Origin of the sequence: Roseovarius salincola (genome assembly GCF_026891095.1) — a bacterium.
Classification (GTDB): Bacteria; Pseudomonadota; Alphaproteobacteria; order Rhodobacterales; family Rhodobacteraceae; genus Roseovarius; species Roseovarius salincola.
The window spans coordinates 330,806-356,553 of the sequence record NZ_JAPTNL010000002.1 but is presented as its reverse complement, the minus strand read 5'-3'; the positions used below and the strand labels follow the sequence as shown (position 1 = coordinate 356,553).

Here is a 25,748-nt window from a genome sequence, read left to right as displayed (position 1 = left end):
TGCGCTCCTTTGCGGGATGATCTAGCGGGGCGGCGCCCATGCCTCAAGCCATTTCGCCACCGCAACGAAAACGGGCCGCCCGGCTGAGGGCGGCCCGCATCCATCCGCGCAAGGCGCGATATCAGCTCTTGATGATCTTCTCGGGCGAGATCACGTCGATGCCCAGCGCCTTGCCGACCGCGTAATAGGTCAGCTGCCCGGCATGGACATTGAGGCCGTTCAACAAGTGCGGATCATCCGCGCAGGCCTGTTTCCAGCCCTTGTCGGCCAGCGCCAGCATGAAAGGCATGGTCGCATTGCCCAGCGCGATGGTCGAGGTGCGCGCCACGGCGCCCGGCATGTTGGCCACGCAGTAATGCATGATCCCGTCCACCTCGTAGATCGGATCGGCATGGGTGGTCGCTTTCGATGTCTCGAAACAGCCGCCCTGGTCGATGGCCACATCCACCAGCACCGCGCCGGGCTTCATCGACGGGAACTGATCGCGGCGCACCAGCTTGGGGGCCTCGGCGCCGGGGATCAGGACCGCCCCGATCACCATGTCGGCCTCGGTCAGATGCTCGGCCAGAAGGCCGGCCGAGGAATAGCCGGTGTTGAAGGCGTCGCCGAACACGTCGTCAAGATAGCGCAGGCGCGGCAGCGAGCGGTCGAGCACGGTGACATCCGCCCCCATGCCCGCGGCGATGCGCGCCGCATGGGTGCCCACCACGCCGCCGCCGATCACGACCACCTTGGCGGGGCCGACACCGGGCACGCCGCCCATCAGCACACCGCGCCCGCCATTGGCCTTTTGCAGCGTGTATGCGCCGACCTGCGGCGCCAGACGGCCCGCCACCTCGGACATCGGCGCCAGCAGCGGCAGGCCGCCATTGCGGTCGGTCACGGTCTCATAGGCGATCGCCGTGCAGCCCGATTCCAGCAGGTCATGTGTCTGGGCGGGATCGGGGGCAAGGTGCAGATAGGTGAACAGCAACTGCCCCTCGCGCAGCATCTTGCGCTCGCCGGGCTGGGGCTCCTTCACCTTCACGATCATTTCGCAGGTGGCGAAGATCTCTGCTGCGGTGTCGATGATGCGCGCGCCAGCGGCGACATAGGCATCATCCTCGAACCCCGCGCCCATCCCGGCGCCGGCCTGGATGAACACCTCATGGCCATGGCCCACGGCCTCCTGCGCGGCATTGGGCGTCATGCCGACGCGAAATTCCTGCGGCTTGATCTCTGTCGGGCAACCGATTTTCATGTGCGAATCCCTCCCATGATGATGCGCGGAGAATGCCGCAACCGCCGCGCAATTGCTTTGAAATTTCCCTCGCAAAAATACGGTTTTTGTGAATATCCTTCACAATGTCCGCCCCATAGGTGAAAGGTATTGCTCAAATGGCCCTGGACGCGATGGATCGTCGCTTGCTCGAACTGCTTCAGCGGCGCGGGCGTATCTCGAATGCGGACCTCGCCGAGCATGTGAACCTATCGGCCAGCGCCTGTCATCGCCGGGTGCAGCGGCTCGAGGCCGAAGGCTATATCCGCGATTATGTGGCCCTTCTGGATGCCCGCAAGCTGGGTGTCTCCGCCACCATCTTTGTCGAGATCACGCTGGCCACGCAAGCCGACGAGGTGCTGGAAGCCTTTGAAAAGGCGGTGGCGCGGATTCCCGATGTGCTGGAATGCCACCTGACGGCGGGTGCGGCGGATTACATCCTCAAGGTGGTCGCCGAAAGCACCGAGGATTTCGCCCGTATCCACCGCCAGTATCTCACGCGCCTGCCCAGTGTGGCCAAGATGCAATCCAGCTTCGCGCTGCGCACGGTCTTCAACACCACCGCCCTGCCCGTCTGACACGGCGTCTTGCCATTCCGTCATTGATCGTCAATCGTTCCGCCATGGATTGGGATTATGTCATCGTGGGCGCGGGCAGCGCCGGCTGCGCTCTGGCCAACCGCCTCAGCGGCAAGGGCCACAAGGTACTGCTTCTGGAGGCGGGGGGGCGCGACAATTACCACTGGGTCCGCATCCCGATGGGGTATCTTTACTGCATCGGCAATCCGCGCACCGACTGGTGCTTTCGCACTGTCGCCGAAGACGGCCTGAACGGGCGCTCGCTGCTCTACCCGCGCGGCAAGGTTCTGGGCGGGTGCAGTTCGATCAACGGGATGCTCTATCTGCGCGGCCAGGCCGCCGATTACGACGGCTGGCGGCAGATGGGCAATACCGGCTGGGGCTGGGACGATGTGCTGCCCTATTTCAAACGCTCCGAGGATTACGTCGATGGCGCGTCGGACATGCACGGCGCGGGCGGCGAATGGCGGGTCGATAACCAGCGCCTGCACTGGGAGGTCCTTGACCACTGGAAAGCCGCCGCCATTGCCGCCGGGCTGCCCGCGAGCGATGATTTCAACACCGGCGACAACGAGGGCGTCGGCTATTTCAAGGTCAATCAGCGCAAGGGCTGGCGGCTCAACACCGCGCGCGCCTTTCTGGGCGTCGCCTCGGGCGAGAACCTCTGGGTCGAAACACAAGCCCACACGCGGCGCCTGCTGCTGGAAGAGGGCCGCGCGGTGGGCGTGGAATACGACCAGCGCGGCACCCGCAAGACCGCCTATGCGCGTGCCGAGGTGATCCTGTGCGCCGGATCCATCGGCAGTCCGCAGATCCTGCAACTCTCGGGGATCGGGCCGGGCGCGCTGTTGCAGGACCACGGGATCGAAACGCGGCTCGACATGCCCGCGATCGGCGGCAACCTTCAGGATCACCTGCAATTGCGCTGTTCATGGCGCCTGACCGGGGCCAAGACGCTGAACACGCTTTCCGCGACGCTTTGGGGCAAGACGAAGATCGGGCTGGAATACATGCTCACGCGCAGCGGCCCGATGTCGATGGCCCCCAGCCAGCTGGGCGCTTTCGCGCGGTCGCGCCCTGATCTTGCAACGCCTGACCTGGAATTCCATGTGCAGCCGCTCTCGCTCGATGCGTTCGGCGAGCCGCTGCATGCTTTCCCCGGCATGACCGCCAGCGTATGCAACCTGCGCCCCGAAAGCCGTGGGCATATCCGCATCACCTCGCCCGATCCCGCCGCCGCGCCCGAGATCGCGCTGAACTACCTGTCCACCGATGGCGACCGTCAGGTGGCCGCCGACGCGATCCGGCTGGCCCGGCGCATCATGGATGAGGCCCCGATGCGCCGCTATGCGCCCGAGGAGGTGAAACCCGGCATCGCCGCGCAGGACGACGCCGAACTGGCCCATGCCGCCGGCGATATCGGCACGACCATCTTTCACCCGGTGGGCACGGTCCATATGGGCGCGCATGACAGTGCGCCGCTCGACCCGAGGTTGCGGCTGCGCGGGGTACATGGGCTCAGGGTGGTGGATGCCAGCGTGATGCCGACCATCGTCAGCGGCAACACCAATTCTCCGACCATCATGATCGCCGAGAAGGCCGCTGACATGATTTTGGAGGATGCGCGTTAAAAGGCCCCGGCAGGGACACCCGCCGAGGCCAAGCCGTTTGCGCACTTTCCGTGAGTGATGGCGCAGCCGGAACTTTTAACCAAATTACTCGTTACAAACCTGAGGGTAGCCAGATATTTCCTGATAATCATGGGGAAAAAACCCGGTCATGTCCCGTAAGGGAATCCCTACCTTCGGCATAAATCCGCTGCGACAAAACGCCGCTATCCTCCCGGAAACGACAAAGACCCCGGCCATCGCGCCGGGGTCTTCGCCATTGATTCGGAATTTGCAGAGGGATCAGCCCTCTGCGCCTTCCTCTTTCTTGGCTTCCTCGCCGGTCTCCTGATCGACAAGCTTCATCGACAGGCGCACCTTGCCGCGATCATCAAAGCCCAGCAGCTTGACCCAGACTTCCTGACCTTCCTGCAACACATCCGACGGATGGTTCAGGCGGCGGTTCTCGATCTGGCTGACATGCACCAGCCCGTCCCGCTTGCCGAAGAAGTTCACGAAGGCGCCGAAATCGACGATCTTGACGACCTTGCCCTTGTAGATCGCGCCCTCTTCGGGCTCGGCGACAATCGAGTGGATCATCTCATAGGCCTTCTCGATCGCCTCGTTGTTGGGCGACGCGATCTTGATGATGCCCTCGTCATTGATATCGACCTTGGCGCCCGACACTTCCACGATCTCGCGGATGACCTTGCCGCCCGACCCGATCACTTCACGGATCTTGTCGGTGGGGATGGTCATCGTCTCGATGCGCGGCGCATGAACCGAGAAGTCGCCCGCTTCGCTCAGCGCCTTGGACATCTCGCCCAGGATATGCATCCGGCCATCCTTGGCCTGCGCCAGAGCCTTCTGCATGATCTCGGCGGTGATCCCCGCGACCTTGATATCCATCTGCAGCGAAGTGATGCCCTTCTCGGTACCAGCCACCTTGAAATCCATGTCGCCAAGGTGGTCCTCGTCGCCAAGAATATCGGTCAGAACGGCGTATTCACCATTCTCTTCCAGGATCAGGCCCATGGCCACCCCGGCCACCGGCGCCTTGAGGGGCACGCCCGCATCCATCATCGACAGCGAACCGCCACAGACCGATGCCATCGACGACGAGCCGTTGGATTCCGTGATCTCCGACACGACGCGGATCGTGTAGGGGAAATCGGTGGCCGCGGGCAGAACCGCCTGAAGGGCACGCCATGCCAGCTTGCCATGGCCGATCTCGCGGCGGCCCGGAGGGCCAACGCGACCCGCTTCACCGACCGAATAGGGCGGGAAGTTGTAGTGCAGCAGGAAGTTCGAGCGGAAATTCCCGTGCAGCGCGTCGATGATCTGTTCGTCGTCGCCAGTGCCCAGCGTGGTCACGGCCAGCGCCTGGGTTTCACCGCGTGTGAACAGCGCCGAACCGTGCGTGCGCGGCAGGAAACCGGTTTCCGAACGGATGTCGCGCACCGTATCGAGCGCACGCCCGTCGATCCGCTTGCCGGTCTTGACCACATCGCCGCGCAGAACGCTGGCTTCCAGCTTCTTGAGCGCCGCGCCGAGGTTGGCATCCTCAAGCTGCTCTTCGCTCAGCGATTCCTTGATCGCCTCCTTGGCGGCGGCGACGGCTGCGGTGCGTTCCTGCTTGTCGGTGATCGCATAGGCCGCGCGCACCTTGTCTTCGCCCGCGGCCTTCACGGCCTCGTAAAGCTCGGAATAATCCGGCGGGGTGAAGTCGAACGGTTCCTTGGCGGCATCCTCGGCAAGGTCGATGATCAGGTCACAAACCGGCTTGATCTGCTCATGCGCAAAGCTCACCGCGCCCAGCATTTCCTCTTCGCTCAGCTCATAAGCTTCGGATTCGACCATCATCACGGCATCTTTCGTGCCGGCAACCACCAGATCAAGGCGCTGATCGGGGTTGTTGCGCAGGTCGTGCATATCCTCGACATCGGGGTTCAGGATGTATTCGCCATCCTCGTAGCCCACGCGGCAGCCGGCGATCGGCCCCATGAAGGGCGCACCCGAAATGGTCAGCGCCGCCGACGCGGCGATCATCGCCACCATGTCGGGATCATTGACCAGATCATGCGAGAGCACGGTGCACATCACCAGCGTTTCGTTCTTGAAGCCCGGCACAAACAGCGGGCGGATCGGACGGTCGATCAGGCGGGCGGTCAGCGTTTCCTTTTCGGTCGGACGGGCCTCGCGCTTGAAGAAGCCACCGGGCACCTTGCCCGCAGCATAATATTTTTCCTGATAGTGCACGGTCAACGGAAAGAAATCCATGCCCGGCTTGGGTTCCTTGGCGAATGTCACGTTGGCCATGACCGAGGTTTCACCAAGCGTGGCGATGACAGAGCCATCCGCCTGACGGGCGACCTTGCCCGTTTCAAGTGTGAGGGTCTCTTCCCCCCACTGCATCGACTTTTTCACTTCTTTGAACATCGTATTTTCCTAGCTGGAGGCTTCCGGGCGTATCCCGGCCCCCCGTTTCAATGGCGGCCCCATTGCCGCCGACCCCAATCCATTCCCATGCGCCCGGGGTCAAAGGCATCACGTCACAGATGGCCGCGCATTACAGGAGTTTGGCGGATTTTGAAAGCAGCGATCACTGCCGCCCCCGCGAATCCGCCTGAAGCCGCGCAATCAACGCGGCCATGGCCGCCCGCAAACGCGAAACGCCCGCTCGATTGCGAGCGGGCGCTGGCTGTCCTGTCGGGACTGAATTCGTCAGCGGCGAATGCCGAGGCGCTTGATGAGGTCCCGGTAACGGTCCTCGTCCTTGCCTTTCAGATAGTCCAGCAGCTTGCGGCGCTGGGCAACCATCTTCAGAAGGCCACGACGTCCGTGGTTGTCCTTCTTGTGGGTCTTGAAATGCTCGGTCAGGGTGGAAATCCGCGATGTGAGAATGGCAACCTGAACTTCGGGCGAACCGGTGTCGCCTTCCTTGGTCGCATATTCCTTCATGACGCGGTCTTTTTCTTCAACGGTAATCGACATCGGGGTCTCCTTCTGGTCAGAGGGTCGAGGGCGCAAGCCGGGATGTCGTCCAGCAGGGTCCTATGGAGAACTCCCCCGCAGATGGCCGGGGATGGGCGCGTATAAAAGAATTCACGCTGAATGAAAAGGGCCAATCGGCAGACCCCGGCGTGCCGGGCTTCAGACGAGAGGCGCCTCGGGCAGCGCGCTTTCAGGGATCAGCGCGATATCGTTCAGGCTCAGCCCCGCCGCACCGGTCAGCATCGCGATCCGCTCACCGTTCAGCACAAGATGCTGGCGGTCGGGATCCTCTTCATCGGCTTCTATGGACAGCTCGGGATCGGGATCGGCGCTGTCGTCATAGATCACCATCAGCGCGTCTTCGGCAGCGGAGAAATCGGTGATCTCGGCCTGATGCTCCTGCGTGATCCAGTCGCCCATCACGAAGCTGTCGGCGCCCGCGCCGCCGGTCGCGATATCGTCCTTGCCCATCAGGATCATATCGTCGCCATCGCCACCATTGAGGTAATCGCGGCCGTCGAGATCCTCGAAATCCGGGCTTGCGAAACCCTCGCTCACGCCGACGATCGCATCGTTGCCCGGCCCGCCGAACAACGTATCCTGCCCCAACCCGCCGATCAGCGTGTCATCGTCCAACCCGCCATGCAGCGCATCGTCCCCCTCATCGCCCATGAGCAGGTCACCGCCCTCGCCGCCATGCAGCGTATCGTCACCTGCGCCACCTGACATCGTGTCCTGACCGCCATGCCCGAAAAGCGCATCATGGCCGTCCTCGCCGGCAAGCGCGTCATCGCCCGCCTCGCCATGCAGCGTATCGTCGCCGGCACCGCCAAGAAGCGTGTCCTGCCCATCCTGCCCATAAAGCTGATCGTCGCCCGGCCCGCCTGCGACAAGGTCGTCACCGCCATAGCCGTTGATCTGGTCGTCGCCCTCGCCGCCCTCCAGCGTATCATCGCCATCATCGCCCCGGGCGATCTCGCCCAACTGCGCGACCGCCAACAGCTCCGGCGCCACCGACGCGTCACCCGTGTCGTCGCCCGAAGTCTCGCCGGGCTGCTCGGCCCACTCCGTGCCAGCGTCATCTTCGCTGGTATCCCCGGCATCTTCGGCCGCGCCATCGGCGTCGTCATCGTCAGGATCCGCTCCCGCCTCCGCATCAGCATCAGCATCAGCATCAGCATCAGCATCAGCATTGACCTCGGCACCATCTCGCACGAGGTCAAGAAGATCTGTTTTCGGGGTGCCGTCATCCATGCTTTCGGGCGGCATCAGCGAGGCGTCGACCTCCTCTTCCGTGCTGAAATCGAATCCGAAAAAAGCCGTCGCACCGACAGCCATCAAACTCAGCAACCCCGCAATCATGAACATCGCATCAACCCGAAAATACACGCTATGATTGAGCCACCAAAAGCCTGTCTGGTCAATAACTTCCCGCGAAACCGGTTAACACCCCATGAAGACGACACGCGCCCCATCCGGCACACCGATGCGCGGATACGTGATCTGGGGTAAATCTGGTCGGAGTGAGAGGAGTCGACCCTCCGGCCTCCCGAAGATCGGGGCGGGCGGCCAAGCTCCTGCTCCGCCCGTTCAGCACCAGTATCCACACAGTGCAGGGACGCGGCCGGGCAAAGCCATAATCGTCACTCGTGATGGACGGCGTGGCTCGTCGCCAGGAATCCGATGGTAAGCAGATCGCATTCGCTTGTCCGTTCCTCGGTCGCGTGTCGTGATGGCGTCGTCCGGTGGTTGTTGATCGCCGCACGCAGGCAGTGGCGGCCTTGCACGGTCATGTCCGAAACGGCGGCAACGCCATGTTCTCGGTGTTCAAAAGCGGATCAAGCAAGCTGCCGCGTAAAAGGTCTTCGTCACGACCGGGCCTGAACACCCGAACTGACGTCCGGCTACCCTGGATGAACCGCGATCTCTCGCCCGTCCTCGCGCCATTCGGGCAGGCCGCCGTCAAGCCGCCGCGCGGTCAGCCCGTGCTTGCGCAGAGCGGTCACCGCCTGATGGGCATAGATGCAATAGGGGCCGCGGCAATAGGCGACGATCTCGGTGGTCGGGTCGAGCGTGGGAAGGATCCGTTCCAGTTCGGACAGTGTCATGTTGAGCGCGCCGGGAATGTGACCGGTGGCGTATTCGTCCGCCGGGCGCACATCGAGAACGGTGACGGCACCATCGGCCAGCCGTGCGGCAAGCTCCTCGCGGCTCACCGGCTCGGGCGGTTCTTCCCCGTCCGAGAGGCCACGCAGGATGCGCTCGACCTGTGCAAGGTTGCGCTCGGCCAGGATGCGCAACAGGTCCATCAGTTCAAGCGTCCTCGCATCGCTCAGCCGGTAAATCACCGCCTTGCCGTCGCGACGGCTGGTCACGAGGGCCGCGCGGCGTAGCTGCTGCAAATGCTGCGAACAGTTGGCGACGGTCAGGCCGGTCTTGTCGGCCAGCGCCTCCACCCCGCGCTCCCCTTGCGCCAGTTGTTCCAGAAGCGAAAGCCGCGCAGGCGCAGACAGGGCGCGGGCGACAAGCGCATATTCCTCCAGCAGGGCTGTCTTCGGGCTGATTGACATGGAGAACTCCAAGGTCTAATCATTCAACTGATACATTGAATGATAACAGTATAACCGCTGTTCGCAACCCCAAGGCTCATGGCCATGTCCGAGACCATCCTTTCCGCCGAACCCGCGATCCGCCTCAGCATCTTTCTTGGCGTGCTGGCGGCGATGGCGCTGTGGGAAGTCGCCGCCCCGCGTCGTCGACGCGACATTCCGCGCGTGATCCGATGGACAAACAACCTTGGCCTTGTCGTGCTCGATACGGTGATCCTGCGGCTGAGTTTCCCGATCCTCGCGGTGGGCCTTGCCATCATGGCCGAGGACAGCGGTTGGGGGCTGTTCAATAATATTGACGCGCCTTTCTGGGTCGCCATCGTCGTCTCGATGTTGCTGCTGGATCTGGCGATCTATCTTCAGCATGTGATGTTTCACGCCATTCCCGCATTGTGGCGGCTGCACCGGATGCACCATGCCGATCTTGATTTTGACGCCACGACTGGCCTGCGCTTTCACCCGGTCGAGATCCTGATCTCCATGGGGATCAAGCTGGCGGTGGTCGCGGCCCTCGGCCCGCCCGCCGTCGCAGTTCTGCTGTTCGAGGTGCTGCTGAACGCGACGGCTCTGTTCAACCACGCCAATATCGACCTGCCGCGACCTGTGGACCGGGTGCTGCGCCTCTTCGTGGTCACGCCCGACATGCACCGCGTCCACCACTCCGTCGATCCGCGCGAGACCAACTCGAATTACGGCTTCAACCTGCCGTGGTGGGACCGCCTGCTTGGCACCTACATCGCCCAGCCCGCCAAGGGGCACAAGGGCATGGACATCGGCATCGAGCAATTCCGCACGCGCCGTGATCTCTGGCTCGACCGGATGCTGATCCAGCCCGTCCGCGGCCCGGCATCAGGCCACGCGCTCGACCCACGCATCACGACGAAGACGCCATCGGAATGACGGACAACGCCCTTCAACGCGGTGCATGCCGCGGCCAGACAGAGCGCGGCACCAACACCCGGCCTATCGACACGGTCCTGTCCGCTCCTGAAGCCAGCACCCCGAACTGAGGACAAACCATGAAACACCTTATCCTGCTGAACGACCCGCCCTATGGCACCGAGCGCAGCTTCAACGGGCTGCGCATGGCCCATGCCTTGGCCAAGAACGACGCGGAGGCTGAAATCACCGTCTTCCTGATGGCCGACGCGGTGCTCTGTGCCAAGGCGGGGCAGAAGACGCCGGATGGCTTTTACAACGTCGAGCGCATGCTCCGCCGCGTCCTCACCGCCAAGGGCCGCGTTCTGATGTGCGGCACCTGCATGGACGCCCGCGGCCTTGCCGATGACGACATGATGGAGGGGCCGGCCCGCTCGACCATGGACGAACTCGCACAGGCAACACTCGCCGCCGAAAAAGTGCTGGTGTTCTGACCGCTGAGACAAACAGAAATCCGAAACGAGGGAGACCCCGGATGACCCTGAAACACCTTCTTGCGGCGGCGACCGTCGCGCTTGGCGTCCATGCGGCGCCTCTCCTGGCGCAGGACGCGGCCGTCGAGGCGATGCAGGAATACATGATGTTCTCGGAATACGAGGCCGGCATCATCCTGCCCCAGCAGCTCAATCAGACGGTGTTCGATACCGCGCTCTTCGTCGATACCCGCGACGCGGACCAGTTCGAGGCGGGCACGATCCCCGGTGCCGTCAATATCGAATGGCGCGAAGTGCTCGACCGGATCGACGAGATCCCCGAAGACCGCATGACGATCCTGTTCTGCAACACCGGCAGCCTCTCGGCGCAGGCTGCCTTCGCGCTGCGGGTTGCGGGACGCACGAACGTCGTCGTCATGCAGAGCGGTTTCACCGGCTGGCAACAGGACGCCGCCTGGAAGCCCTGATGGAGTGCTCATGCCCGAGACCCGGACCGACGCACTGAAAACGCTTCCCCCGGCCTATGCAGAATGGCGTCAAAGCACGCTTGGCCGGATCACGGATGCACTTGAGGAACGTCTCCTGCTGGACCGCATCGGCCCGGCAGGCGACATGCGCATCCTGGACGTAGGCTGCGGCGACGGGGTGCTGGCCACCCGGCTCGCACAGGCCGGTGCACGGGTCACTGGCCTCGATGCCTCGCCAGACATGATCGCCGCCGCCCGCCGCCGCGCGAAAGCCGCCGGTGTCACGCTCGATCTGGTCGAAGGGAATGCGCGCGAGGTGCCATTTCCCGACGGGCAGTTCGATTGCGTCGTATCCGTCGCCACGCTCTGATTTGTCGACGATCCGCGCCCGGCAATCCACGAAATGGTTCGCGTGCTCAGACCCGGCGGCCGGCTGGTCCTTGGCGAGCTCGGTCGCTGGAACCTCTGGGCGGCGCAGCGCCGCCTGAAGGGCTGGTTCGGCTCAAAGCTCTGGCAGTCAGCTCATTTCCGAAGCCGGGGCGATCTGCTCGCGCTCGCGGATCAGGCGGGGTTGCAGGATGCCGCCATCTCGGGCGCAGTCTTCTATCCACCGTTTGGTTTGGCAGCAAAGTTCATGGCGCCTCTGGATCCGTGGCTCGGGCGCTGGACAACGCTTGGTGCGGCCTTTCTGGTCCTGAGCGGAACCAGACAGGCCGATACCAAACCTGGTGCGGCGCGGTCATGACAGGCTTGCTCAAATCAGGGCACCCACTCTAGGGAATTCCGGCACGGCGAAGCCCGTCCAGAAAAAGCTCCAGATGCGCGGGGTCGCGCACGAAAAAAAGCCGCGACCGCGCGAAATCGCGGGTGAATCCGGGGCGTGCCCGCATCAGCGCGGGCACATTCGCGCGCGCGGCATCAAGATCGCCGGACCGGGCCAGCCACGAAACCAGCTTTGCGCGTGCCCAATAATGCGCGTTGGGGACCAGCGTCGCGCTGCGCGCCCAATGCACGGCTGCCGCATGGTCACCAAGAAACATATGCGCCAGCGAGCGATAAGACATGAAGGCCCAGCGAAACGGGTCCTGCGGACTGAGCGCAAGCGCGCGTCCAAAGCTGGGTAGGGCGGCCTTGAACCGGCCATCCGAGACAAGCGAATCTCCCAGCCCGCAATGTGACAGGGCATGACAGGGATTGAGTGCGAGCGCGGTTTCGAGCGCGTCGATCGCCCGCGCGTATTCACCGCGCGCAAGCTGCACGCGCCCCAAAGCAAAGAAGGTATTGGCCTCATGGTCGTCCAGGGCCACGGCACGTTCGGCAAGCCGCAGTGCCTCATCCAGATGCTCCGGGGTTGTCGGCCCTTCGAAATAGACGCTTTCGAGAACCATCGCATAGGCCAGCCGTGCATAGGGTTCCGCAAAATCGGGCGCTCGTTCCAGGGACTGACACATCAGGTCCTGGCAGCGCCTGTTGCCCGCGACTGTAAAGCGATAGAACTCGGCAGTGCCGAGCTGATAAAGTTCCCACGCGCCCAGATTGCCGGGCCTGAGCCGCGCGGCTCGCTTCTGTTCCGTTATCCCGAGCTCACTGGCGATGCGCGCGGCAACAAGACTGGAAAGCTCGTCCTGAAGATCAAAAATGTCACGCAGCCGACGGTCGAACCGATCTGACCAGATGCAGCGCAATCCGCGCGTCTCGGTTAGCAGGATCGTCGCGCGGACGCGGTCCCCGACAAGGCGCACGCTGCCCGTGACGGCATAGTCGGCCCCCAGCCGCTGCAGGATCTCGCCCGGTGGTTCACCCGAGCGGCCCAGCGCGAAGGCGGCGTTGCGGGGAACGACATGCAGCCAGCGATTGCGCGACAGGGCGTTGATGAGGTCTTCCGTCAATCCCTCGGCAATCACGGCACCCCGCCCGTCGTCGCCGGGCACGGCGCAGGGCAGGATCGCAACGCAGGGGGCGGGATTGTCTCGACGGTCCGGCCGGTCCGGGGCACTGGTGGCAGGTTCGGGCGCGAGTGCGGCGTTGCGCAACCGAAAGCCGCGGCCATGGACGGTGGCGATAACGGCCTGTCGCTTGCCGTCATCCCCGAGCGCCTTGCGGGCCGAGCGAACCTGACTGCTGAGTGCCGCATCCGACACGAACCGACCGGGCCAGACTTCGCGGAATATCTCGTCGCGCGTCACCGTCCGGCCGCGATTGCGCGCGAGCAATACCAGAAGATCAAAGGTGCGCGGCTCAAGCGCAACGGGTGCCTCGTTGCAGCGCAGCTCGTAGCGGTCGAAATCCAGTTCGAACGGGCCAAACCGGATGGCCTTGGTTGGTTTGTCGAGGTTGACCTTTCCCGCCGCATCCTCCGCGCTGTCCGGAGTGCGCCCGCTGATCGCCCTGTCTGCGACCGCCCGTGAAGCCATCGATTCCCTTCTTTCACGGCTTGGAAGATTGCGGCTACACACCGCAGCACCGATGGTCGGCAAGTATAGCGGATCCGGCGCCGCGCATCAATTCAGGCTCTGGTCGCAACTTCGCCGGGCGGTCAATCGCCCGGATTGCGCGCGCTGATCACCCAGGAAGAACTGTCGATCACGATGCCGTCGGCGTCGCGCACCTGGGCGTCGATAGCCTTGGCCAGCGCCGCCTCGATCTCGGGCCGCTTCTCCTCTGCCAGAGCGCCGGCCTCGCGGAAAACCTCTCCCGCCGGCCCGATCGAAAGCTGAAAGGCGATTGCGTCCTCGACATCGTCGCCGACCCGCACCGGAGCATCGACGCGCTCGAACGCGATGTCGGTGTAGCCGGCGACCTCCATCATCTTGCGCACCGTGGCCTCGTCCGACATCGAGAACGGCCCCGGCCCACAGGTGCGCGCATCGTCGCCCGGCGCTGGCAGATGGCGCAGAACGATATCCTTGGCCATGGACAGCCAGGGGTTGTCTGCCGGATCGCGCCAGACGATATGCACCATCCGCCCACCCGGACGCAGCGCCTGCCGCATATTGCGCAAGCCCGCCACAGGATTCGCGAAGAACATTGTGCCAAAGCGCGAGAAGACAAGATCGAAGTCCTTCTCAGGCAAGGCGACCTCGGCATCGCCACGCAGGAACGTCACGTTCGTCAACTCGGTCCCGGCCAGATCGGCCTTCGCATCAGCGAGAAAGGCATCACAGCAATCGATGCCGAACACCTCGCCCTCGGGTCCGACCAATCGGGCCAGCTTCATCGCCGTGTCCCCCCAGCCGCAGCCCACGTCAAGCACCCGGTCACCGGCCTTGACGGGAAGTTTGGGGAACACTGCCTCGCTGTGATAGGTAAGGCCGCCCACCAGAACATGGCGGAAGCGGGTGAATTTCGGGGCCAGCACCTCGTTCCAGAACTGGACGAATTCAGTGTCTTCCCTGGGTGCCCCGGTTGTTGTGTCTGCCATGCTCATGGTCGCGTCCCTCCAACTGGCTATCTGCGGGCCACGCCGGCTGAAAGATGCCGGGGGCCACATGCTCAGTCTATTTTTCCGCGCGATCCGGTGCTTGCGGGATATGTGGGGATTCCCTGACGATCCATCGCCAGCGACGATCAGCATTTTGACGCCATGTCAGGCACCTGCGCCGTTGTCGGACCGTGACCAGCCAATCATCAGGAAACCCGCAAGCCGAACCGGGACCGCCACGCTAACCTTGCCCTGACGGCGCCCTGCCTGCGCCTCTGCAAATCCAGGCAGAACAGCCAACACGGAGGATCAACCGCATGAAACACCCAAGCACGCTGACCGGCCTTGTGACCGCTCTTGCCTTCACGGCCAGTGCGGCAATCGCTGACGATGTGTTCCTCACCCATGAGCTCGACATGGAGCGCGCCCAGGCCGTCGCCGCGATCCGCGAGCATGTCGAAGCAGAGGAAGACTGGCTCTTCCTCGCCGAATTCGACCTGGCGGGCGGTGCGGTGACCGCGCTGAAGATCTGTTACCTTCCTCTTGGTCCCGATATCGTGGAAGCCGGTCTTCACGTCATGGCGATGATGCCTTGCGGCAACATGGCCTTCTACGAAACCGATGATGGCGGCACCGAAATGTCCATGCTCGATCTCGGCTTCATGACAGAGCTTTCCGACGCGCCCAGCCTCAAGACGGCGGCGGAGACCGGAAAGCCGGCCTTCGCAGCGCTGCTCTCGGATACGCTCGGTGTCGAGTGAGACGATCAGGAAGGGAGAGACCATTTGACAGAAGAATTGATTGCATTGATGAGCCACGGTCCCACAGACGAACGGGCGTCGGTCGGGTTCACCGTCGTCAATGGTGGGCTGACGGCGGGGCTGACCGCATCGGTCTTTCTGACCGCCGACGCGGTGGACATTGTCCGGCGTGGTGTCACCGATCTGGTTCACGCCCATCCGATGGAGCCCCTGAAGGATCTGATCGCCGATTTCCTGTCGCGCGGCGGCACGCTATGGGCCTGCCCGCCCTGCGTGAAGGCGCGCGGCTACGGTCAGGATGATCTGATCGACGGCGTCCGGATCGTCGGCGCAAGCGCCATGCACGAACGCATCAAGGCAGGGGCAGCCACGCTGAGCTTTTGATCCTGGCGGTTTGAAGGAAGACATATGAAACGCGGTAATGGATCGGCGGCCAGCCCGGATTGGGCCGGACTCGCCGCAAGCGCTCTTGCTCTGGTAAGCTGCTATGGCACGTTGGCCGTGGTGATCACTCTGTCGGCGGCCGGGATCACACTGACCCTCGACGAGACTATCTGGGCGGTCGTCATCGCTCTCATCACCCTGGTGGCGGTCGTGGCGGTGGCGTTCGGAACGCGGCGCCATGGTAAGATGATGCCAACCTTGTTGGCGGCGGCCGGATTCGGCGTCGTCCTCTGGGTCCAGTTCGTCGATTACAGCCTCATGGTCGAGATCGCGGGCTTTGCCACGCTCGTGGTGGCCGCAGCCTGGGATTGGCGGCTCAGGCTTGCAGGCGCATGAGGCCAAGGCCGTGATCATTCCTGTGAACGAAAACTACATATCGGGACGGCGTGTCGCCCCACGTTCTCGCGCATATTGCGGCGGTGCACATGGCGCAGGCCGGTATCTCGATAGGTGAGATCGCCCAGTATCCCGGACATTCGGTTTCGCGCATCACCTCGTTCACCCACGCACGCTGAAGTCCGCGGCATCGCTGCAAGGCAGCGCGGGCGCCTGCGTTCGGATGGCGCTCGGGTTCAACGAACCACAAAGATCTGTCTCGCAGACAAGAAAGGCGCCCGAAGGCGCCTTGTTTTACTGGTCGGAGTGAGAGGATTCGAACCTCCGACCCCTGCCTCCCGAAGACAGTGCTCTACCAGGCTGAGCTACACTCCGACCGTGGAACAGGCGATTATACGTCGTTGCTCTTCTTTGCAAGGGGGTATCGCGGCGCGCTTGTATTCGCCGGGCCGTATTTGCATTGTCGGTCGTCGGAGGCAAAACCATGACCTTGAACCTTCTGACCGCGCTGGGCGGCATCGGCCTGTTCCTGATCGGAATGGACATCATGACCGGTGCCCTGCGAGAGGCCGCAGGCCCCGACCTGCGCCGGATGCTGGGGCGTTTCACCGCCTCGCCGTTGCGCGGCACGCTGACCGGGGCGGTGGCGACCGGCGCGCTGCAATCCTCGACGGCGGTCACGCTGATGACCATCGGCGCGGTGGGCGCGGGGCTGCTCAACTTCGCCCATGCGCTGGGCGTGCTTTACGGCGCCAATATCGGCACCACGCTGACCGGCTGGATCGTGATGATCCTCGGCTTCAAGCTCAAGCTGGGCACCGCCGTGCTGCCGGTGATCTTCGTCGCCGCGCTGGCCGCGATGCTGGCGCATGGGCGGGTGGCCCGCGCGGGCCGTGCCTTGGCCGGATTCTGCCTGCTCTTCATCGGGCTCGACATGATGCAGGGGGGCTCGACGGGGCCGATGCGCTGCTGCACCCCGAGATGCTGCCGGGTGGCGATGGCTGGGGCGGGCGTCTGATGCTGGTCGGGCTCGGTGTGATCATCGTCACGTTGACGCAGTCCTCTTCGGCGGGGATCGCCCTGGTGCTCGTGCTTCTCGGGGCCGCTTCGATCACCTTCGCGCAGGCGGCGGCGCTGGTCATCGGACTCAATGTCGGCACCACGCTCACCGCCGTTCTGGCGGCGCTCGGCGGGTCGCGGGCGATGCGGCTGACGGCGCTTGGCAACCTGCTGTTCAATATCGGCACGGCGCTCATGGCCTTCCCGCTTCTGGGGCTGATCGCGCCGATCCTTCATGGTACCTGGCTCGGGGCCGACGATCAGACCGCGCTGGTGCTGTTTCACACCGGCTTCAACATGCTGGGCGCGGCGGTCTTCCTGCCCCTCACCGCCCGCTTCGCCGCTTTGGTCGAGGCGATGGTTCCCGACCGGCCCATGCATATGGCCGCCCCCCTCGACAAGCGCCTGCTGGCCGACGAAGGCGCCGCGATGGAGGCCGCGCAGAGCGTCGCCGACCAGCTGCGTCAGACCCTCTTCACCGCCCTCGCCAAGGCAATCGGCCCCGATCACGACCTGCGGGCGCTGGGGTCGGTCTCGGCGCAGGGCGCGCCCGTGCTCGAGGCGCTGGGCGCCTATCTTGCAAAGGTGCAGATCGCCCCGGACAGATCCCAGCAACAGGCCCGCTATGTCGCCCTGCTCCACCAGCTCGATCATTTCGAGCGCCTGCTCGAACGCTGCCACCAGCGCGGGCGCATCGACATGCTGCGCCAGGACCCTTTGCTGACGCGGGACGTGGCGACGATCCGCGCGGCGCTGGCGCGCGATGCGGATGCGGCGCGGTTCTCGCGCCTGGCGCGGCTGATCAAGTATCGCGCCGAACGGTTCCGGCGCGGCGCGCTCTTGCGTGAACATGCCGGGCTGATCGAGGTGGATCAGGTCTTTGCCCGCACCGATGCGATCCGCTGGCTGCAACGCGTGGCGGACCATGCCGAACGCCTCGCCCACTATGCCGCCGAGGCCCGCACCAGCGCATGAAAAAGCCCGCGCATTCCGGCGCGGGCCATCTTTTGCGCAAGGCGCGCCGGTCAGAGGCTGGCGTCAAGCGCCGCCAGAACCGCATCGCCCATTTCCGAGGTCGACACCGGCTCGACACCGTCCTCACCCAGCAGATCGGCCGTGCGCTTGCCATCGGCCAGCACCTTTTCAACGGCCTTCTCCACGCGCGTCGCCTCGTCGCCCAGATCGAAACTGTAACGCAGTGCCATCGCAAAGCTGAGGATGCAGGCGATCGGGTTGGCCTTGCCCTGTCCGGCGATATCGGGGGCCGAACCATGCACCGGCTCGTAAAGCGCCTTGGGGCGGCCATTTTCCATCGGCGCACCAAGGCTGGCCGACGGCAACATGCCAAGCGAGCCGGTCAGCATCGCCGCCGCATCCGACAGGATGTCGCCAAACAGGTTGTCCGTGACGATCACGTCGAACTGCTTGGGCCAGCGGCACAGCTGCATCGCACCGGCATCGGCATACATGTGGCTCAGCTCGATATCGGCGTAATCCGCGTCATGCACCTTCTGCACCACTTCACGCCACAGGATACCGGATTCCATCACATTGGCCTTTTCCATCGAACAGACCTTGTTGCCGCGCTTGCGCGCCAGCTCGAACGCGGAGCGCGCCACGCGCTCGATCTCGGATTCGGTGTAACGCTGGGTGTTGATGCCGACCCGCTCATTGCCTTCATTGATGATCCCGCGCGGCTCGCCGAAATAGATCCCGCTGGTCAGCTCGCGCACGATCATGATGTCGAGTCCCGCCACCACCTCGCGCTTGAGGCTGGAAAAATCCGCCAGCGCGTCAAAGCACTGCGCCGGACGCAGGTTGGCGAACAGGTCCATTTCCTTGCGCAGCCGCAGCAAGCCGCGCTCGGGCTTGAGCGAAAAATCCAGATCGTCGTATTTCGGGCCGCCCACCGCGCCCAGCAGCACCGCATCCACCTGTTGCGCGCGCGCCATCGTGTCGTCATGCAGCGGCGTGCCGTGCTTGTCATAGGCCGCGCCGCCCACCAGATCCTCGCTCACCTCGAACGGCAGATCGCGCTTGGCGCCGAACCAGTCGATCACCTTGACGACCTCGGCCATGACTTCGGGGCCGATCCCGTCACCGGGCAGAATAAGAAGCGAGGGGGTGCTCATGGGCGTTTTCCTTTGCATGATCCTATCGGCTTTCGCCTAGCCCGAAGCCGGGGAATGGTCAAGAAAGCCCGCTCAGCGCCGCGCCAGATCGACCCAGACCAGCCGGTGCCGGCTGGCCGCCTCGACTTTCGCATGCAACGTCTCGCCCGGCGCGGGCCACAGCACGCCTGATGCCAGCACCCCAAGGTCCGCCGAAGGCAGGATGTAATCCACCCGCCGCCCGCCCGGCCCCGGCGCGGGCCAGTGAACCGTATCGAATGCCGGATCGGCGGCGCGCGCCGGGTCGCGCGGCACCGGCGCGCTGCGGCGCGGGCGCGGGTCCTGCAGGCGCGCATCCGCCAGCAGCGCCCGCAGCGCCCCGTGCCGCCCCTCGCCCTCGTCGGGGGCAAGGTTGGCCGCACCCGCCAGCACGAAGCGCGACGCCGGCGCCGTTCCGAACGCCCCATCAAGGTAAAGCGACCAGAACCGCAGCTCATCATGGTTGCGTCGCCCGTTGCGGTCTTCCGGCCCGTCGAAAACCGGCGTCGAGGCATGAAAGGTCAACAGGTGCAACGGCCCATCCGGAAGGATGACCGGCACCACCCAATGCCCCACCGACGACAGCCGCTGCACCGCCAGTGCGGGCGCATTGGGAAAGGGCGCGCCATCCACCACAGGCAGATCAGCGCCCGGCATGTCCTTCCATAAAAGCGCCGAGAAATCGCGCACCCCTGCCGCGTCGATCGGATAGCGCGACAGGATCGCCATCCCGCCCTGCCCCGAGAACGCGCCATAGGCCTGCCGGTCGGCGGGTTCGCCAAGTCGGCCATTGCCATCCATGTCCTGCCCGGTCGGCATCCCGCGATTGGGCCGCAGCGCGAAGATATGCCCGAAATCCGCCCCGGCCTCGGCGATCCGGTCACGCAACGCGCCCAGCGCGTGCAGCTCCAGATCGTAATCGACCCCCTGAAGAACGATAACGTCCGGCGACGCAGCGGCTATGACCGCCGCCACCGCGTCGATCTGCGCATCGTCGCCGCGCATGAGATCGCGCAGCAAAAGGCCGGGGCCGTCTCGTTTGAGTTCCGTGTGAAAACCGGCGATGCGCAGGCTCTCTCCCGCGGCCGCCTGCGCCAGACCGATCAGCAGAATCGCAAACGCAAGCGCGCTCAGGCGCCCTGCATCGCCTCGGCTTGTGCGCGGGCATGGGCGCGGCGGCGCTTCTCGACGATCATCTCGGCGATACGCGACATCGCGATGCCCCTCATCAACATGCTGGCAGGCAAAAAGGCCCATGCGGTCACCGTCCAGATCATGGTCTGCGAGTCGGCGATCGAAACCGGGTTGATCAGATCGGATGCCGCCTTGATCGCCGCCGGAATCAAGAATGGCAGCAAAGTTCCTAACACAATGTTAAGACCGGCATCGCGCTTGAGACGATGAAGCACGTCGCCTCCGCCCGTCGGATCGAACATCGGCAGGTTGACCCAGACATTGAACGCACCGTTCCGCAGCGGCCAGCCCAGGAAGCGCACATAGGTGAGGAACACGAACATCATCACGATCGAGATCGTATAAGACAGCCCCGCCGCCGTGCGCACCGAGGCGATCAGCGCCGCATCGGCATCGGCCGGCATCATCAGAACCATCAACCGCACCGGCGAATAGGGGAAATCGATCACCTCTCCCAGACCATTGCCAAGCACCGTCAGGAACATGGTCAGCTCAGTGGGATTGGCCTTGCCGCGCAGGATCAGCGTCAGCAGCAGCACCGTCAGCGCCAGCCCCACGAATTTCAGCCGGTTGAATGGCGGCGCAAAGCGGAACTCGACGATACTCGGGTACCGCCCGTAATATTCGAGGAAGGTCATGAACGAGGCCAGGATCGCCAGCACCAGCACAAGCTGCGCTGTATCCGAAGGCGTTTCGGGCAAAAGCAGAGACGGCGTCGCTACCAGCAACGCGACCAGAAATGCGCGCACCAGCGCATGTGCTACCTTTGAAACCACTGCCCATGTCCCTTCAAACTGGTCCGGCCCGATACTTTGTCGCGCCATTGTGCCAACTTGATACCGCCAATTGTGGCGGACTGCCTCATTTCTGTCCAATTTCTGCCCACTTTCAGACCCCGGCTCAAGCTGAAGGTTCATAAGACACGGCATTTCGGGCGAATTGATGAAGCAGGTGGTGCGAGAATGCATCAATTCGCGTTCGGAAATTTGGCATTCTAGTTGGCAACCACAACATCAAGTGGATGAACGCTGCGCGCACACTAGTCCTGAGCAACACCGCCCGGACCCATGACACGAAAACGCCACCGGCGGTTGACCCGGTGGCGCTCGCCCCCCTGCGACGGGGCAGATTTCCGGGCTTGGCCCGGGGCTATACCCAGGGGCGCGCGGTCTCGGCCTGCGTCTCGAAACTGTCGATTGCGGCCGCCTTTTCCATGGTCAGCCCGATATCGTCCAGCCCCTCCAGCAGGCAATGCTTCTTGAACTGATCGACCTCGAAGGCGATCACCTCGCCATCCGATGTGGTCACGGTCTGGTTCTCCAGATCGACGGTGACGCGCGCATTCGATCCCTTCTCGGCATCCTTCATCAGGATATCCACCTTCTCCTGTGGCAGCGCGACGGGCAGGATGCCGTTCTTGAAACAGTTGTTGTAGAAGATATCCGCAAAGCTGGGCGCGATGATGCAGCGGATGCCGAAATCCTTGATCGCCCAGGGTGCATGCTCGCGCGACGAGCCACAGCCGAAATTGTCGCCCGCAATCAGGATTTCGGTCTCGCGGTATTTCGGCTTGTTGAGGACGAAATCGGGGATCTCGTCGCCATTGTCGTCAAACCGCATCTCGTCGAACAGGTTCTTTCCCAATCCCGTGCGATTGATGGTCTTCAGGAATTGCTTGGGGATGATCATGTCGGTATCGACATTGATCTGCGGCAGCGGCGCTGCGATGCCGGTAAGTTTTTCGAACTTTTCCATCTTGTCCTCCTTGGCCCTTCACGAGCCGGGGTTGTTCAGCAAGGATCGCCTAGAATGAAACTTGTGCGGCCAGCGGCGCGGAGGCCACGAAGCCAGTGGTCAGTGAGAGAGAGCTGGCGTAGACTCCGCAATCGTGAACGACATCTTGCGCATCTCCTGGCCGGATCTTCAGTGGATCGCCACCTGCACCTCCGATCGCTGGCAGGCGCGGATCGGTGACCCCCACCTGATGGGCTGGATCACCGTTTTCGCCTATGCCCTGGCCTGCGTGCTGGCCATTGCCGTGCGCCGCCACCTGCCGCGCCACCCGTCGGGCCAGCGGTTCTTCTGGTCCTTTCTGGCGCTGATCCTGGCATTCTTGGCGGTGAACAAGCAGCTCGATCTCCAGTCGCTCGCCACCGCCGCGGCGCGCTGCACCGCCCAGCTTCAGGGCTGGTACGGCGAAAGACGCGGCGTTCAGGTGACGGCGATCCTGTCGCTGATCCTGCTCACCGGCCTTTACGGGCTGATCCTGCTCTGGATCATCCGCAAGGCCTTCTGGCAGAACGCCGTCGCGCTGACGGGCCTGACGGCGATCCTCGCCTTCGTGCTGGTGCGTGCGGTCGGCTTTCACCATGTCGACGCCCTGATCGGCCACAGCATCGCCGGAGTCCGCATGAACTGGGTTCTCGAACTCTCGGGAATCGCGCTTGTCGCCATCAACGCCGCCGCCCATCTTCTGAGCATCCGGCGCGACGGGCCTACATGAGATCCCGGACATCGGTCAGCCTGCCTGTCACCGCGGCCGCAGCCGCCATTTGCGGCGACATCAGATGCGTGCGCCCGCCCCGGCCCTGACGGCCCTCGAAATTGCGGTTCGACGTGGCCGCGCAACGCTCGCCCGGCGTCAGCTGGTCCGGGTTCATCGCCAGGCACATCGAACAGCCCGCCAGACGCCACTCGAAACCGGCCTCCTTGAAGATGTCTGCCAGCCCCTCTTCCTCGGCCTGCGCACGCACAAGGCCTGAGCCCGGCACGACCATCGCGCGCAGACCGTCCTTGATCTTCTTGCCCTTCAGGATCTCGGCGGCGGCGCGCAGATCCTCGATACGGCCATTGGTGCATGAGCCGATGAACACCGTATCGATCTCGATCTCGCTCAGCTTCTGGCCGGGCTTGAGACCCATGTAATCCAGCGCCCGGCGCGCGGCATCCACCTTGCCACCCTCGAAATCCTCGGGGGCGGGCACGCTCTCGGTGATCGCCAGAACATCCTCGGGGCTGGTGCCCCAGGTGACGACCGGCGCGATCTCCTCGCCCTTGATGGTGATGACCTTGTCCCAATGCGCGTCGTCATCGGAATAGAGCGTCTTCCACCAGGCCATCGCGGCCTCCCACTGGGCGCCCTTGGGCGCGTGGGGGCGACCGTTGATATAGGCATAGGTGGTCTCGTCCGGCGCGATCAGACCGGCGCGCGCGCCACCCTCGATCGCCATGTTGCAGACGGTCATGCGCCCTTCCATGCTGAGCGAGCGGATCGCCTCGCCGCAATATTCGATGACATAGCCGGTGCCCCCGGCCGTGCCGGTGCGCCCGATCACCGACAAGGTGATGTCCTTGGCGGTCACGCCGGGGCGCAACTGTCCGGTGATCTCGACCTTCATGTTCTTCGACTTGGTCTGGATCAGCGTCTGGGTGGCCAGCACATGTTCGACCTCGGACGTGCCGATGCCGTGCGCCAGCGCGCCGAATGCGCCATGCGTGGCGGTATGGCTGTCACCGCAGACCACCGTCATCCCCGGCAAGGTCCAGCCCTGCTCCGGCCCGACGATATGCACGATGCCCTGACGGATATCGTTCACCGGGTAGTAATGGATGCCGAAATCCTTGGCGTTCTTGTCCAGCGCCTCGACCTGGATACGGCTTTCCGGGTTCTGGATACCATTCACCCGGTCCGGTGTCGTCGGCACGTTGTGATCGGGCACGGCGATGGTGTTGCCGGGCTTGCGTACCTTGCGCCCGGCCATGCGCAGCCCCTCGAAGGCCTGCGGGCTGGTCACCTCATGCACGAGGTGGCGATCGATATAAAGAAGGCAGGTGCCATCATCGGCTTCATGCACCAGATGCGCATCCCAGATCTTGTCATAGAGTGTCTTGGGGGACATGGGTTCTCTCCCGTTTGGCGGAATGTATCGGATAGCTCAACAGGTCAGGCCGGGCCTCATAGACGGGCCAGCACCGAAAGCGTCGCGCCGAAAAACCGCCAGGGCAGGCGCGCGCGGTCATCCATGTCGAATACAGGTTTCATGCCCTGTCAGATACTCCCGATCCCGGACTCTATCAAGAGGATTGGATGCGTCGCGCCCGGCGGCGCCGTGGGTATATGAGTATTTTTTGCAAGATGAAGCCCGCAATGCCGCCGCCCTTCACCGTGCCGCAAATACTCCGGGGGTGAATTGGCCAAGGGCCAAGAGGGGGCCGCGCCCCCTTCCCCAATGGCAAACCGCGCGCCGCAGGCGCTCATCCGGATCACGCCGGTTCAGTCTGGCGCCAGCATGTAGCCCTCGCCGCGCACCGTCTGAAGATAGCGCGGCTGCTTGGGATCGGATTCGATCTTGCGGCGCAGGCGGGTGATCTGCACATCCACCGCACGTTCCTGCGCCTGGCCCTTGTCGCGGCCCAGATCCTCGACCAGCTTGGCGCGGCTGACCGGCTCGCGCAGATGCTCCGAAAAGATGCGCATCAGCTGCACCTCGGTCGCCGTCAGGCGCACCGGCTCGTTGCCCCGCATCAGCTCCGCGCGCTCGATATCGAAACGCACCGGCCCCATCTGCAACACCTTGGGTACATTCGCCTCGGACTGGGGTTCAGGCATCCGGCGCAGGATCGCGTTGATCCGCAGCAGCAGCTCCTTGGGCTCGAAGGGCTTGGCGAGGTAATCGTCGGCCCCAGCCTCCAGCCCGGTGATCCGCTCTTCGGTCTCGCCGCGCGCGGTCAGCAGCAGGATCGGCATGGCCGATGTCTCGCGCAGCGCCCGCGTCAGCGCCACGCCATCTTCGCCCGGCATCATCACGTCCATCACGATCATGTCGAAATCCAGACCTGACAGGATCCGGCGCGCATGTGCCGCGTCGCGCGCCACCGATACCAGGAAACCGTTCCTTATCAGGAACTTGCGCAGCAAGCCCCGGATGCGTTCATCGTCATCCACGATCAGGAGATGGGGGCTCGGGTCGCTCATGTGTCCTTTTCCCTTATCGCATGATAACGGCGCCGCATGTCCGGGTCCATCATCGCTTCAAGCACCTGCCGGAACCCTGCCACCGCCTCCGGCCCGGCGGCGCGATAGGCCGCCCGCATCCGCGCGCGCTGCGCATCCGACAGCCGCCGCTCCAGCGCCTCGCCCTCCTCGGTCAGGTAAAGGTGGCGCTCCCGCTTGTCGGCATTGCCCACCCGGCTTTCCACCAGCCCGTCCTCGATCAGCGTGCGCAGCACCCGGTTGAGCGACTGTTTCGTCACCCCCAGAATGGCCAGCAGGTTGTTGACCGTGGTGCCCGGGATGCGCGCGATGAAATGCACCGCCCGGTGATGCGCCCGCCCATAGGCCAGCGTCGCCAGGATCCTGTCGGGATCGGCGGTGAACCCGCGATAGGCAAAGAACATCGCCTCGATCCCCTGTCGCAGCTGTTCATCCGTCAGGAACAGCAGGGTCTCTCCGCCTGGGCGTTCGGGCATGTCGCTCCTCCGGTCGCGCAGCATGGGG

28 protein-coding genes and 1 tRNA gene are annotated in these 25,748 nt (G+C 64.0%); 13 read left to right on the top strand and 16 right to left on the bottom strand.

Translation table 11 applies throughout. From position 1 onward, the window contains the following. Positions 1 to 121 precede the first annotated feature (121 nt). Entirely contained in the window at positions 122 to 1,240 is a 1,119-nt protein-coding gene (gene ald, locus N5A93_RS04295; RefSeq protein ID WP_268953824.1) for an alanine dehydrogenase, read from the bottom strand. Between the two features lie 137 nt (positions 1,241 to 1,377). On the opposite strand from ald, the gene N5A93_RS04290 reads away from it, so the two are divergent. Together N5A93_RS04290 and N5A93_RS04285 are read left to right on the top strand one after the other, a co-directional pair. Further along, positions 1,378 to 1,836, top strand: a complete 459-nt coding sequence (locus N5A93_RS04290; RefSeq protein ID WP_268953823.1) for an Lrp/AsnC family transcriptional regulator — start codon at positions 1,378 to 1,380, stop codon at positions 1,834 to 1,836. Positions 1,837 to 1,880: 44 nt separating this feature from the next. Next, positions 1,881 to 3,467: a GMC family oxidoreductase gene (locus N5A93_RS04285; RefSeq protein WP_268953822.1), complete on the top strand. Its 1,587-nt coding sequence runs from the start codon at positions 1,881 to 1,883 to the stop codon at positions 3,465 to 3,467. Between the two features lie 279 nt (positions 3,468 to 3,746). Here the strand turns inward: N5A93_RS04285 and pnp are convergent, their stop codons facing one another. The 5 genes from pnp to N5A93_RS04260 form a co-directional block, all read right to left on the bottom strand. Further along, entirely contained in the window at positions 3,747 to 5,882 is a 2,136-nt protein-coding gene (gene pnp / locus N5A93_RS04280; protein WP_268953821.1) for a polyribonucleotide nucleotidyltransferase, read from the bottom strand. A gap of 285 nt (positions 5,883 to 6,167) precedes the next feature. Beyond that, the gene (gene rpsO, locus N5A93_RS04275; protein WP_268953820.1) at positions 6,168 to 6,437 is read right to left on the bottom strand and encodes a 30S ribosomal protein S15; all 270 of its coding nucleotides are present in this window, start codon (positions 6,435 to 6,437) and stop codon (positions 6,168 to 6,170) included. 159 nt (positions 6,438 to 6,596) lie between these two features. Beyond that, complete coding sequence (locus tag N5A93_RS04270) at positions 6,597 to 7,826, bottom strand: calcium-binding protein (RefSeq protein WP_268953819.1); 1,230 nt, start codon at positions 7,824 to 7,826, stop codon at positions 6,597 to 6,599. Positions 7,827 to 8,080: 254 nt separating this feature from the next. After that, positions 8,081 to 8,230, bottom strand: coding sequence for a hypothetical protein (locus N5A93_RS04265; protein ID WP_268953818.1), 150 nt, complete (start codon positions 8,228 to 8,230; stop codon positions 8,081 to 8,083). 111 nt (positions 8,231 to 8,341) lie between these two features. Next, positions 8,342 to 9,007 carry an ArsR/SmtB family transcription factor gene (locus N5A93_RS04260; RefSeq protein WP_268953817.1) on the bottom strand — a complete coding sequence of 222 codons (666 nt, stop codon included), beginning with the start codon at positions 9,005 to 9,007 and terminating at the stop codon, positions 8,342 to 8,344. Positions 9,008 to 9,091: 84 nt separating this feature from the next. On the opposite strand from N5A93_RS04260, the gene N5A93_RS04255 reads away from it, so the two are divergent. The 5 genes from N5A93_RS04255 to N5A93_RS04235 all read left to right on the top strand — a co-directional run bounded on the left by N5A93_RS04255 (position 9,092) and on the right by N5A93_RS04235 (position 11,631). Beyond that, entirely contained in the window at positions 9,092 to 9,946 is an 855-nt protein-coding gene (locus N5A93_RS04255) for a sterol desaturase family protein (RefSeq protein ID WP_268953816.1), read from the top strand. Between the two features lie 119 nt (positions 9,947 to 10,065). Beyond that, on the top strand, positions 10,066 to 10,419 hold the full coding sequence (locus N5A93_RS04250; RefSeq protein ID WP_268953815.1) for a DsrE/DsrF/TusD sulfur relay family protein: 354 nt from the start codon (positions 10,066 to 10,068) through the stop codon (positions 10,417 to 10,419). A 41-nt stretch (positions 10,420 to 10,460) separates the two neighbouring features. Continuing rightward, positions 10,461 to 10,886, top strand: coding sequence for a rhodanese-like domain-containing protein (locus tag N5A93_RS04245; RefSeq protein WP_268953814.1), 426 nt, complete (start codon positions 10,461 to 10,463; stop codon positions 10,884 to 10,886). Between the two features lie 10 nt (positions 10,887 to 10,896). Further along, positions 10,897 to 11,256: a class I SAM-dependent methyltransferase gene (locus tag N5A93_RS04240; RefSeq protein WP_268953813.1), complete on the top strand. Its 360-nt coding sequence runs from the start codon at positions 10,897 to 10,899 to the stop codon at positions 11,254 to 11,256. Between the two features lie 33 nt (positions 11,257 to 11,289). Next, complete coding sequence (locus tag N5A93_RS04235) at positions 11,290 to 11,631, top strand: hypothetical protein (RefSeq protein ID WP_268953812.1); 342 nt, start codon at positions 11,290 to 11,292, stop codon at positions 11,629 to 11,631. 28 nt (positions 11,632 to 11,659) lie between these two features. On the opposite strand, the gene N5A93_RS04230 is transcribed toward N5A93_RS04235, so the two are convergent. Together N5A93_RS04230 and N5A93_RS04225 are read right to left on the bottom strand one after the other, a co-directional pair. Further along, positions 11,660 to 13,300 carry a winged helix-turn-helix domain-containing tetratricopeptide repeat protein gene (locus tag N5A93_RS04230; RefSeq protein ID WP_268953811.1) on the bottom strand — a complete coding sequence of 547 codons (1,641 nt, stop codon included), beginning with the start codon at positions 13,298 to 13,300 and terminating at the stop codon, positions 11,660 to 11,662. A gap of 122 nt (positions 13,301 to 13,422) precedes the next feature. Further along, positions 13,423 to 14,307: a class I SAM-dependent methyltransferase gene (locus N5A93_RS04225; RefSeq protein ID WP_268953810.1), complete on the bottom strand. Its 885-nt coding sequence runs from the start codon at positions 14,305 to 14,307 to the stop codon at positions 13,423 to 13,425. A gap of 317 nt (positions 14,308 to 14,624) precedes the next feature. Between N5A93_RS04225 and N5A93_RS04220 the strand changes: the two genes are divergently transcribed. Genes N5A93_RS04220 through N5A93_RS04210 form a run of 3 tightly spaced genes read left to right on the top strand, consistent with a single transcriptional unit; the run spans position 14,625 to position 15,848 of the window. Next, positions 14,625 to 15,068 (top strand): DUF302 domain-containing protein, encoded by a 444-nt coding sequence (locus N5A93_RS04220; RefSeq protein ID WP_268953809.1) that lies wholly within the window; start codon positions 14,625 to 14,627, stop codon positions 15,066 to 15,068. Between the two features lie 48 nt (positions 15,069 to 15,116). Next, the gene (locus tag N5A93_RS04215) at positions 15,117 to 15,452 is read left to right on the top strand and encodes a DsrE family protein (protein WP_268953808.1); all 336 of its coding nucleotides are present in this window, start codon (positions 15,117 to 15,119) and stop codon (positions 15,450 to 15,452) included. A gap of 24 nt (positions 15,453 to 15,476) precedes the next feature. Beyond that, positions 15,477 to 15,848, top strand: coding sequence for a MerC family mercury resistance protein (locus tag N5A93_RS04210; protein WP_268953807.1), 372 nt, complete (start codon positions 15,477 to 15,479; stop codon positions 15,846 to 15,848). Positions 15,849 to 16,146: 298 nt separating this feature from the next. Here N5A93_RS04210 and N5A93_RS04205 read toward each other — a convergent pair. Then, positions 16,147 to 16,223 (bottom strand) — tRNA-Pro (locus N5A93_RS04205). Positions 16,224 to 16,332: 109 nt separating this feature from the next. Here N5A93_RS04205 and N5A93_RS04200 point away from each other — a divergent pair. Together N5A93_RS04200 and N5A93_RS04195 are read left to right on the top strand one after the other, a co-directional pair. Continuing rightward, on the top strand, positions 16,333 to 16,866 hold the full coding sequence (locus N5A93_RS04200) for a Na/Pi symporter (RefSeq protein WP_268953806.1): 534 nt from the start codon (positions 16,333 to 16,335) through the stop codon (positions 16,864 to 16,866). Beyond that, entirely contained in the window at positions 16,830 to 17,882 is a 1,053-nt protein-coding gene (locus tag N5A93_RS04195) for a Na/Pi symporter (RefSeq protein ID WP_268953805.1), read from the top strand. The genes N5A93_RS04200 and N5A93_RS04195 overlap by 37 nt, the downstream gene beginning before the upstream one ends. 50 nt (positions 17,883 to 17,932) lie before the next feature. Here N5A93_RS04195 and leuB read toward each other — a convergent pair whose 3' ends face one another. The 4 genes from leuB to leuD form a co-directional block, all read right to left on the bottom strand. After that, positions 17,933 to 19,039 (bottom strand): 3-isopropylmalate dehydrogenase, encoded by a 1,107-nt coding sequence (gene leuB, locus N5A93_RS04190; RefSeq protein WP_268953804.1) that lies wholly within the window; start codon positions 19,037 to 19,039, stop codon positions 17,933 to 17,935. A gap of 72 nt (positions 19,040 to 19,111) precedes the next feature. After that, positions 19,112 to 20,062: an endonuclease/exonuclease/phosphatase family protein gene (locus N5A93_RS04185; protein ID WP_268953803.1), complete on the bottom strand. Its 951-nt coding sequence runs from the start codon at positions 20,060 to 20,062 to the stop codon at positions 19,112 to 19,114. A gap of 125 nt (positions 20,063 to 20,187) precedes the next feature. Next, positions 20,188 to 21,027, bottom strand: a complete 840-nt coding sequence (locus N5A93_RS04180) for a hypothetical protein (RefSeq protein ID WP_268953802.1) — start codon at positions 21,025 to 21,027, stop codon at positions 20,188 to 20,190. 373 nt (positions 21,028 to 21,400) lie between these two features. Further along, complete coding sequence (leuD, locus tag N5A93_RS04175) at positions 21,401 to 22,006, bottom strand: 3-isopropylmalate dehydratase small subunit (RefSeq protein ID WP_268953801.1); 606 nt, start codon at positions 22,004 to 22,006, stop codon at positions 21,401 to 21,403. A 133-nt stretch (positions 22,007 to 22,139) separates the two neighbouring features. On the opposite strand from leuD, the gene N5A93_RS04170 reads away from it, so the two are divergent. Then, positions 22,140 to 22,754 carry an isopropylmalate isomerase gene (locus N5A93_RS04170; RefSeq protein ID WP_268953800.1) on the top strand — a complete coding sequence of 205 codons (615 nt, stop codon included), beginning with the start codon at positions 22,140 to 22,142 and terminating at the stop codon, positions 22,752 to 22,754. Here N5A93_RS04170 and leuC read toward each other — a convergent pair. The 3 genes from leuC to N5A93_RS04155 all read right to left on the bottom strand — a co-directional run bounded on the left by leuC (position 22,747) and on the right by N5A93_RS04155 (position 25,720). Beyond that, entirely contained in the window at positions 22,747 to 24,150 is a 1,404-nt protein-coding gene (leuC, locus tag N5A93_RS04165; RefSeq protein WP_268953799.1) for a 3-isopropylmalate dehydratase large subunit, read from the bottom strand. The two genes, N5A93_RS04170 and leuC, sit on opposite strands and share 8 nt — an antisense overlap. A gap of 374 nt (positions 24,151 to 24,524) precedes the next feature. Next, positions 24,525 to 25,226, bottom strand: a complete 702-nt coding sequence (locus N5A93_RS04160) for a response regulator (protein WP_268953798.1) — start codon at positions 25,224 to 25,226, stop codon at positions 24,525 to 24,527. Then, positions 25,223 to 25,720 (bottom strand): MarR family winged helix-turn-helix transcriptional regulator, encoded by a 498-nt coding sequence (locus N5A93_RS04155; protein WP_268953797.1) that lies wholly within the window; start codon positions 25,718 to 25,720, stop codon positions 25,223 to 25,225. The genes N5A93_RS04160 and N5A93_RS04155 overlap by 4 nt, the downstream gene beginning before the upstream one ends. Positions 25,721 to 25,748: the final 28 nt, after the last annotated feature.